Origin of the sequence: Burkholderia sp. ZZQ-2, assembly GCF_050768715.1 — a bacterium.
Classification (GTDB): domain Bacteria; phylum Pseudomonadota; class Gammaproteobacteria; order Burkholderiales; family Burkholderiaceae; genus Burkholderia; species Burkholderia cepacia.
Window position 1 is genome coordinate 1 of record NZ_LDVA01000113.1, and the last position, 8,869, is coordinate 8,869.

Annotated in this window: 8 protein-coding genes and 1 pseudogene; 2 read left to right on the plus strand and 7 right to left on the minus strand. The window is 68.7% G+C overall.

The genetic code is table 11. From position 1 onward, the window contains the following. Window positions 1-31 precede the first annotated feature (31 nt). The 7 genes from ABY44_RS06340 to ABY44_RS06370 are packed head-to-tail and all read right to left on the minus strand — an operon-like array spanning window position 32 to window position 7,169. A complete protein-coding gene (locus ABY44_RS06340) occupies window positions 32-286 on the minus strand; it encodes an acyl carrier protein (protein WP_006481176.1) in 255 nt (84 codons plus the stop codon). 58 nt (window positions 287-344) lie between these two features. Beyond that, window positions 345-1,448, minus strand: a complete 1,104-nt coding sequence (locus ABY44_RS06345) for a hypothetical protein (RefSeq protein ID WP_060170292.1) — start codon at window positions 1,446-1,448, stop codon at window positions 345-347. Between the two features lie 15 nt (window positions 1,449-1,463). Beyond that, window positions 1,464-2,783: a hypothetical protein gene (locus tag ABY44_RS06350; RefSeq protein WP_060170294.1), complete on the minus strand. Its 1,320-nt coding sequence runs from the start codon at window positions 2,781-2,783 to the stop codon at window positions 1,464-1,466. Further along, a complete protein-coding gene (locus tag ABY44_RS06355; protein ID WP_021161211.1) occupies window positions 2,773-3,513 on the minus strand; it encodes an outer membrane lipoprotein-sorting protein in 741 nt (246 codons plus the stop codon). Before ABY44_RS06355 ends, ABY44_RS06350 begins: the two co-directional genes overlap by 11 nt. Continuing rightward, window positions 3,510-4,727 (minus strand): ABC transporter permease, encoded by a 1,218-nt coding sequence (locus tag ABY44_RS06360; RefSeq protein ID WP_060170296.1) that lies wholly within the window; start codon window positions 4,725-4,727, stop codon window positions 3,510-3,512. Before ABY44_RS06360 ends, ABY44_RS06355 begins: the two co-directional genes overlap by 4 nt. Continuing rightward, window positions 4,699-5,409, minus strand: coding sequence for an ABC transporter ATP-binding protein (locus ABY44_RS06365; protein ID WP_060085965.1), 711 nt, complete (start codon window positions 5,407-5,409; stop codon window positions 4,699-4,701). Before ABY44_RS06365 ends, ABY44_RS06360 begins: the two co-directional genes overlap by 29 nt. Next, window positions 5,406-7,169, minus strand: a complete 1,764-nt coding sequence (locus tag ABY44_RS06370; protein WP_060170300.1) for a fatty acyl-AMP ligase — start codon at window positions 7,167-7,169, stop codon at window positions 5,406-5,408. The genes ABY44_RS06365 and ABY44_RS06370 overlap by 4 nt, the downstream gene beginning before the upstream one ends. Window positions 7,170-7,587: 418 nt before the next feature. Between ABY44_RS06370 and ABY44_RS06375 the strand changes: the two genes are divergently transcribed. Together ABY44_RS06375 and ABY44_RS06380 are read left to right on the plus strand one after the other, a co-directional pair. Continuing rightward, entirely contained in the window at window positions 7,588-8,535 is a 948-nt protein-coding gene (locus ABY44_RS06375) for a fatty acid desaturase family protein (protein WP_060170302.1), read from the plus strand. A 65-nt stretch (window positions 8,536-8,600) separates the two neighbouring features. Then, a pseudogene (locus ABY44_RS06380) lies at window positions 8,601-8,869 on the plus strand (ferritin-like domain-containing protein); the annotation flags it as partial.

Below are 8,869 nucleotides of genomic sequence, written 5' to 3' on the forward strand. Positions count from 1 at the left end.
CACGGTCGCAAGGGGCGCGAGCATCGTCGTGTCAGGCGGCGTGCTGCTGGCTGCGCAGTTGCGCGTCGAGCTGCTGCAGCGTCGTGTACTGCGTGATGTTCAGCGCTTCCGGGTCGATCGAACCGTAGAGCTGTTCGCAGAACACGATCAGCTCGACGATGTTCAGCGAATCGATGCCGAGTTCGCCGATGCCGGCGTCGGTGTCGACGGTCTCGACATTGAGGATCTTCGCGACTTCGCGGGACAGGATGTCGAGCGCGTCGGCCGGAACGTTCTGGGTCGTCATGAGAGGAGCTCCTGGTAATGAAGTGGGTTGATCGGGATCGATCGGCCTGTCGCGTGGGTCAACTGCCGGCTTCGCAGCGCAGGCTCTTGCGAAGCTCGTGATAACAACGGTACGAACTGCCTTCCATCTTCGAAAACGCCAGCAGGTCGCGCTGGTCGTCGAACGTCGCGACCCGGCCGTCGCGCACGAGCGCCGTCAGGAACTCGTTCGACAGCAGCTTGATCGCGAGCACGCGCTGCACCTTGCCGAAGCTGTAGTGCGCGTCGTCGGTCTGGCTGCGCGCGGCGTCCGCGATGAAGCGGTGGACGGCGCGCGCGTCGGCGTCGAGTTCGACGCGGCCGGTTTGCGCGAGCCATTCGACGTGCGCCATCAGCGCGCGGACGAAGTAGGGGCGCACGACGGTCAGGTACTTGTTGAACACGGTCGGGCCGCCGATCCGCAGGCGATCCTCGGCGCTCACGCGCACCTGGCCGCCGACGTTCGCGAGCTGCAGGTTGCCCGCCAGGAACGGCGCGCCGCAGGTCGTGCGCTTGAGCTTGCGGTACTCGTCGGGCCACACGAGGTACGCGGCCGGGAACATCACGCCCGGCAGCCGCGCGGCGACGACCGCCATGCAGTCGCGATGCGCTTCGATGCCCCACACCTTGTCGACGGTGAGCGCAAGGCCGTTGTCGTCGCTGCGCACGACCGTGCGCCAGGCGGCGAGGGTCGGGCCGCCGCCGTCGCTCATCAGGAACGCGAAGTTGTGGCCGCTGTCGATGCAGTCGCATGCGCGACGGTTCTGGTCGTCGGAGAAGAACAGCCCGAACATGATGCGGATGAACGCGCGCATGAACGGCTTGAACAGGTGATGAAACCCTTCGCGTTCGATCTGGCCGAGCAGCGCTTCGGTGAGCGGCGCCTCGTCGTGCCGCAGCGGCGTCGACGCGGACGAATCGGGCAGCACGTCCGGCGTGGCGGCGCGCAGCGCGATCACCATCTCGCTGTCGAGCAGCCGCACGGCGGCCGCCTCGACGAGCCGGGCGGCCGCGCGCGGCGGCGTGCCGATGGTGCCGATCGTGTCGAGGTGCCGCAGCACCGGATACGCGGCCTGGCCGGCCACGCGCAGCAGCAGCGGCGGCGGCAGGTCGGCGGACGAAGCGGGGACGGTAAGCGTGGACATGGGGCGGGGTTCCTGTCAGAAGCGCACGCGCACGGCGGCGTCGATACGGGTGCCGAGACCGACCATCCGGTACTCGGAATTGCTGTCGGAGAACGCGCGGGTGAGCGCGACATCGACGCTCACGCGCTTGTTCACGTCGGCGACGACCTGGGCGATTGCGAGCAGGCCCTTGTCCTGCGGCGAATAGACGCCGCGCAGCGAATACTCGACGCGGCCGATCTTCTTGCCGAGCCGCGCGAACAGGTAGTCGCGCAGGTTGCCGTCCGCGCTCACGAAATCGGCGGTGCCGCCGAGGCCGGCCAGCGCGGGGCCGGGCGCGACGGGCAGCAGCGCGTTGTTCGCGCGCACCGCGCCGACCATCCGGCGCCACTGGTTCGCGTCGTAACGCGCCTCGTCGTGCGACCACTCGACGATCAGCGACAGGTTGCCGGGCAAGGCGCTCTGCATGCCGACCGCGCTGCGCCACATGACCTGGCGGTCGTTGCGGCGATCGACGGCGTCGTATGCAGCCGGCGAATCGAGCGGCGTGCCGTTCGCGATGAAGGCCGGCAGCGGCCGTGTCGTGCCGCGTTCGAGCCACGCGCTCGCATAGACGGTGTTCGAGCGCGCGACGTCGAACGACAGCGTCGCGCCCGCGCCGCCGCGGCCCGCATGACGTCCGGCGAGCAGCGCGGCCGAGCCGCCCGACCAGTTGTACGCGCCGCGCACGAGCTGCGTCGCGCCCTGCACGTCGCGGTTGTCGACGTCGTTGCGCAGCGTGCGGTTCTCGCCGGCGATGAACTGCAGCGTGGCCTGTTCGCCGGCCCATTTCGCTTCGACGAGCGGCGTGCCTTCGACGTCGCCGTAGCGGTCGTAGATGTCGGCGGTCGCGGCCCGCTTCTGGAAGAAGCCGAGCGGGAAGAATGCCTGCGACGTGTCGAGCGGGTCGATCCGCTTGCCGGCGGTGAGCGTGATGCCGTTGTCGAATGCGTAGCGCACGCCGGCCTCGTTGAAGCGGGTGGCCTGCGCGCCGAGCGAGTGGTTGCTCGCGACGGCGCGTGCGTTCAGGAACAGGTTCTCGCCGTCGATGCGCGCGAGCAGGCCCGCTTCCTGCTGGTTGCGCGGCTGGTCGCCGATCAGGCTGCCGAGCAGCGCATGACCGTCCACGCTGTCGACCGAGCGTGCGTAGGCGATGCCGTTCAGCGTGCTCAACTGTTCCATCAGCGATTCTCCGTGCGCGAGCGCGCAGCCGAGCGCGAGCGGAACGGCGAGTACGACGCCGCGCCGGAGGCGGCCGGGCGAGGGACGAGGGCGGTCACGACGGGCGTCGGCATGGGCGTCGTGGTCACTGGCCATCGGCAAGCGTGTCGGGGTTGAACCAGCCCGACGGAATCTTGCGCGGCTGGCCGTCGAGGATGTCGACGACGCTCGCGCGCTGCTTCTCGATCTCGTTGCGATAGGTGATCTTGCGGATCACCTTGCGCCCGTTCGCATCGACCGGCGCGGAGAAATCGGCGCTGCGGAACAGCAGGCCGCTTGCGAGGAAGAACTGCGCGCGCACCGGCACGTCGGTGTCGGGCGTGACCCACAGCTTGATCGTCGGGTAGACGTTGTCGGGATCGGTCGCGGTCAGGTCGAGCTCGGTGGCCGGCTTGCCGGCGATCGTCGTCGCGCCGGGCGCGGCCGACGCGCGATAGCTGTCCGCCCAGTGCGTGCGCGTGATGTCGCTGATCACGACCTCGCCCTGCAGCCGCTGCATCCCGTTGATGCGTACCGCGCTGCGCGTGTTCGGCACGTAGAACCAGTGGCCGCGCGTCGTCGCGAGATACTTCTGGCCGTCGTTCTCGCCGCTGCGCGTCAGCGCGAGCGTGTCGCCGTTGCCGCGCGTGTAGACGAGATAGCGCGTCGCGTCGCCGGATTGTCCGCCGACCTCGTTCGTGATCTGGATGTTCGTCTGCGTATCGGCGGCCGTGCTGCGGTACGCGTCGGCACGGGCGAGCATGGTCTGGGCCGCCGGTGCGTCGGCTGCGTGGGCGAGCGGCGCGCACGCGACGAGCGCGGCGACCATCAGGCGAATGCGGTTCATGGGGCGAGTCCTTCGAGGATGTTGCGTTTGGCGAGCCCGAGCGTCGCGAGCAGCGCGGCGGCCACGCCGAGCACGACGAACGCGCCTTCGACGGCGGCCACGGCGGCCGGCGAAACCGTGAATTCGAGCAGGATCGGCTTCACGCGGCCCGGCGGCGCGGGCAGGTGGATCTGCGCGTGGTTGAGCGCAACCATCGTCAGCAGCGCCGCCGCGATGCCGGCGGCCGCGCCGAGCAGGCCGAGGAACGCGGTCTCCTGGATCAGCACGCCGCGCACCGTCGCGGCCGGCACGCCGAGCGCGCGCAGCGTCGAGATCTCGCGGCGGCGCTCGACGATGCTCATCAGGATCCAGTTGCTCATCGACAGCAGGATCGTCACGCACAGGATCGCGCCGAACACCGAGAACTGGTTCTTGTACAGCGCGACGACCTGGTGATAGAGCGACACGAGCTGGTCCCAGGTTTTCACGTCGAGCGCGGGCAGCGCGGCGCGCAGCGTCGCGGCGGCGGACGGCGTGTGCGCCGTGTCCGACAGGAACACCGCGATGCGCGACGCGCGGTCGGTGCGCAGCAGCGCCTGCGCGGCCGCGAACGTCACGTCGACGATCCGTTCGTCGACGTCCTTGTTGCCCGTGCTCATCACGCCGACGATCTGCGCGTCGGTCGCGTTGATGCCGCCGTGCGCGGTCGAGGCCATCAACTGCACGACCGAGCCGACGTGCACGCCGAGCTTGCGCGCGAGTTCGGCGCCGACGACGACTTCGGTGCCGGCATTCGCGGGCGACAGGTAGCGGCCCGACAGCACCGTGTGATAGTCGAAGAAGCCGGGCGGCTCGCGGTTCGGCTCGATGCCTTCGCCGACGAAGCCGTAGCTGAGATCGCCGTTCGAGATCAGCCCGTCGAAGTCGATGCCGCGCGCGGTGGTGGCGACGCCGTGCAGCGCGGCGACGGCGCGCGCGGCGGCAGCCTGCTCGTCGGCGGTCAGCCCGTACTGCAGCGGCCGTTCGCCGATCAGGTCGAGATAGCCATGGTGCAGCACCTGCACGTGGCCGACGCCGCTGTCGATCGAGCCTTCGCGCACCGCGTCGAAGGTTGCGATCACGTAGCCGAGCGCGAGGCTCGACGCGAACGCGGCGACGCCGATCATCGCCATCGTCAGCACGGTGCGGCGCTTGTTGCGCCAGAGGTTACGCCACGCAAACGTCGACCAGTTCACGATTCACTCCCGGTACGCCGTCGCGCATCTCGATACGGCGCGGCAGGTGCGCGCACAGACGATCGTCGTGCGACGCAATCAGAAAGGCGGTGCCCAGCGTGCGGTTGGTGTCGAGGATCAACTCGGCCACCGCGCGCGCGTTGGTGCTGTCGAGGCTGGCGGTCGGCTCGTCCGCGATCACGATCGCCGGCTCCTTGGCGAGCGCGCGCGCCAGCGCGACCCGTTGCTGCTCGCCGCCGGACAGCTCGCCGGGGCGGTGGCGTTCGCGCGCGGCGAGTCCCACCGCGTCGAGCATCGCGCGGGCGCGCTCGCGGCGCGTGCGCGGCGTGCCCCACGCGAAGCAGCCGAGCTCGACGTTCTCGAGCGCCGACATCACCGGAATCAGGTTGAACTGCTGGAACACGAAGCCGATGCGCTCGCGGCGGATCCGTTCGAGCGTGTCCGGCGCGTCGTCGATCCGATGGCCTTCGAGCCAGCGTTCGCCGCTGCTCGGCACGTCGAGAAAACCAGCCAGGTTGAGCAGCGTGCTCTTGCCGCTGCCCGACGGGCCGACGAGCGCGACGACGTCGCGCGGGCCGATCGAGATCGACGCGTCGCGCACCGCGACGACGCGGCCCGCGCCCTCGTACACGCGTGTGACGTCGCGCAGCTCGAGCACCGGCGTGAGCGGGGCGGCCGTCATGCGTACGCTCCCTGGCCGGTTTCGACTGCCGCCGCTGCGTGGATGACAGGCAGCGCGCCGTTCGCATAGAGGTCGCGGCATTTCAGGCGCTGCAGCTTGCCGCTCGTGGTGCGCGGCAACGAGCCGGGCTCGACGAAGCACAGATCCTGCGCGGCGAAGCCGATGCGCGACGCGAGCAGCTGCTGGCACTCGGCACGCGTCTGCGGCGTCGCGTCGGCGGGCCGCGCCTCGATCGCGACGACCAGCCGCTCGGTGCCCGTCTCGGGGTCGGGCAGCCCGAACGCGATGCACGTGCTCTTGCGCAGCGTGCGATGCGATGCCAGCGCTTCCTCGATGTCGTGCGGGAAATAGTTGCTGCCGCGGATGATGATGACTTCCTTCTTGCGCCCGAGGATATGGAGCTGGCCGTCCGAGACGTAGCCGATGTCGCCGGTGCGGAACCAGCCGTCGGCCGTCAGCGGCGCGGCGATCGAGCCGTCGTCGGGATTCAGGTAGCCGAGCATCACCGACGTGCCGCGAATCGCGACTTCGCCGACGGCGCGGTTCGCGAGTGCGTGGTCGCCGTCGTCGAGGATCCGGAAGGCCATGCCGTCGATCGGCGTGCCCATCGCGAGCACGGTTTCGGTCTCGGTGTCGGCGCCGTCGTTCGCGGCGGCCGGTTGCGCGTCGCGGCGCTCGATCAGCGCACGCCGGTCGAGCGTGTCGGCGATCAAGTACGGTGCGCCGTCCACCGTGCCTTCATGCCACGCACGATGCATCGATACCGCGAGCGTCGATTCGGCCATCCCGTAGCACGGCTGCAGCGCCGATGCCGCGAGGCCGTACGGCGCGAACGTCGCGGCGAAGTCGCGCAGCGTCGCGTCGTCCACGCGTTCGCCGCCGATGAAGATGTTGCGGCACGCGGACAGGTCGACGCCTTCCATCGCGGCGGCGTTGAAGCGGCGCACGCAGTAGCGCAGCGCGAAGGTCGGCACCGACGTCGTCGTCGCGCGCGCCGACGCGATGCGCTTCAGCCAGCCGAGCGGATTCCGGATGAAGCTGTTCGGCTGCATCATCAGCAGCGGCGCGCGGTAGTGCAGGTTCGACAGCAGCGTGAGCAGCCCCATGTCGTGATAGAGCGGCAGCCACGAGGCGGTGCCGTCACCGGCCGCGATGTCGAAGCGGACCGACCCGCCGATGCCGAGCACGTTCGCGATCACGTTCTCGTGGCTGAGCACGGCGGCTTTCGGGTGCGACGTCGAGCCTGACGTGAGCTGCACGTGATGCGGGTCGTGGCCGCTCTTCGCGCTGATCAGTGCGCGCGCGCCGGCATCCGCGGCGATCGACAGCGTGTCGAGATCGACCACGCGCGTCGATGCCGCGGGAAACGCGTCGTCGCGCCACGCGGCGGCCTGTGCATCGGCGGCAATGACGAGGCGCGGCCGATACAGCTCGCACGCGACGTCGATCACTTGCCTGCCGGCGGTGGCGCGGCGCGCCGGAACGGGCACGGTGCAGGGCAGCGCGCCCGTCATCACGCAGGCCATCATCGCGACCGCGTGCTCGACCGACGCGGGCAAGGCGAGCATCACCAGGTCGTTCTCGCGCACGTCGAGTTCACGCAGCGCGCCGGCCTGGTGAAACACTTCTTCCGCGAAGCGCCGGTACGTGATGCCTGCCTCGTTGCCGGCCTCGTCGACGAACGTCATGCGATGCGTGGCGCCCGCGACGTCCTCGAGCGATTCGATCAGGCGATGAATGGTGGATGCGCACTTCGTCACGAGAATCTCCCGTTGAGGAACACGGCCGCTCGTGCCACGGTGCCGGCGGCGCCGTTCGTCGAGTGAGGGGGATTCTTACCGGATCGACATGACACGACAAACGGAATATTTGCAGGCTATGCATGAGCGGCACGCATCCACTCGTGTTTGCCCCGCACGTATGCATCTGAACCCGCGCCGGGTGAATGGCCGGTACGCATTCGACCGGTCGTCTAGTTCACGATGTGGTGCGCTCATGCGCGGGCGTCATGCAATGCGTTCGGAAAATTCGTTTGTCCGAAGCATCGACTCACAGAAGAATTGCAACCCGGCAGCGCGCCAGCGTCGCCGTGTCATGGCGCCGGGCAGGGTCCGGCTCAAGGAGAGCGTCTTGTCCGTCACCTCATCGCTTGTCGCCCGTCAGAAACCGGTTGCAGACATGAAGAGCCGCCCGAGCGGCGTCGTCTTCTCGCTGAAGCTCGCGGTATACGTTGCGCTCATTGCGCACGGCATGCTGTTCGCGCTGTCGACGTATGTGATCCTGAAGATCGTCGGGATCCTGCTGATCGGCGCGATGTACGCACACGGCGTCGAGCTGCAGCACCAGGCGCTGCACTACCAGGGGTTCCGGAGCAAGCGGCTCAACATGGTGTTCGGCGTGCTGCTCGGCATGCCGATGCTGGTGTCGTTCCACGCGTACCAGGACAGCCACCTGCGTCATCACCGGCTGCTCGGCACGCCGGAGAACAAGGAGTTCTTCGACTACGGCGACCAGTACGGCGCGAGCCCCGTCGTCAATCTCGGCCTGTGGGCGTGGCGGCTGTCGATGGCCGCGCACTATATCCAGTTCGCGAAGAACGTCGCGAAGCTCGTCGTGCCGGGGGCGCGCTTCGGCGACAACCCGCTCGTGTCGCGCGCGATCCGCCGCGATCACCTGCTGATGGTCGCGGCGATCGCGCTGCTGGCCGGCGTGTCGGTCGCGCTGCACACGTGGTTTGCCGTGTGGGTGTGGGTCGTGCCGCTGGTGTTCGTCGCCGCGCCCGTGCATGCACTGGTCGAGATGCCCGAGCACTACCGCTGCGACCTGACGAGCACCGACCCGTTCCGCAACACGCGGACGATCGAGAGCAACGCGTTCATGACGTGGTTCACGAACGGCAACAACTATCACGTCGAGCACCACATGATGCCGAACCTGCCGATCGAGCGGCTGCACGACCTGCATGGCGCGATCGGGCCGCGCATCCGCTATTACCACCGCACGTACCGGCAGTTCTATTACGCGCTGCTGCGCGGCAGGCTGGCGCCGCGCACGGTGGACGACGATGCGGACGAGCGTGCGCCCGATGCCGAAACGGCGGCGCCGGCGTCCACGCAATCGGCATGACCGCGACGGGGCCGGCCGCCCGCGTGCGTGCCGTGCCGGAACGTTGTTCAACGATGGTGACGACGATGCTCTATCCGGAATTATTCAGGTCGCTGGAAGTGGTGCGCTGGAACATGGAGACGGACATTCCGTGGAACCGGTTCGACGCGTCGCTGCTCACCGACGAGCAGGCCGAGACGATCAGGATGAACGCGATCACCGAATGGTCGGCGCTGCCCGCGACGGAAATGTTCCTGCGCGACAACCGGCACGACAGCGACTTTTCCGCGTTCATGAGCGTGTGGTTCTTCGAGGAGCAGAAGCATTCGCTCGTGCTGATGGAATACCTGCGCCG

Bases quoted from the DNA above. Each gene is read 5' to 3' on its own strand.
- ABY44_RS06340 (WP_006481176.1), bottom strand. From the start codon at position 286: ATGACGACCCAGAACGTTCCGGCCGACGCGCTCGACATCCTGTCCCGC.
- ABY44_RS06345 (WP_060170292.1), bottom strand. From the start codon at position 1,448: ATGTCCACGCTTACCGTCCCCGCTTCGTCCGCCGACCTGCCGCCGCCG.
- ABY44_RS06350 (WP_060170294.1), bottom strand. From the start codon at position 2,783: ATGGCCAGTGACCACGACGCCCATGCCGACGCCCGTCGTGACCGCCCT.
- ABY44_RS06355 (WP_021161211.1), bottom strand. From the start codon at position 3,513: ATGAACCGCATTCGCCTGATGGTCGCCGCGCTCGTCGCGTGCGCGCCG.
- ABY44_RS06365 (WP_060085965.1), bottom strand. From the start codon at position 5,409: ATGACGGCCGCCCCGCTCACGCCGGTGCTCGAGCTGCGCGACGTCACA.
- ABY44_RS06375 (WP_060170302.1), top strand. From the start codon at position 7,588: ATGAAGAGCCGCCCGAGCGGCGTCGTCTTCTCGCTGAAGCTCGCGGTA.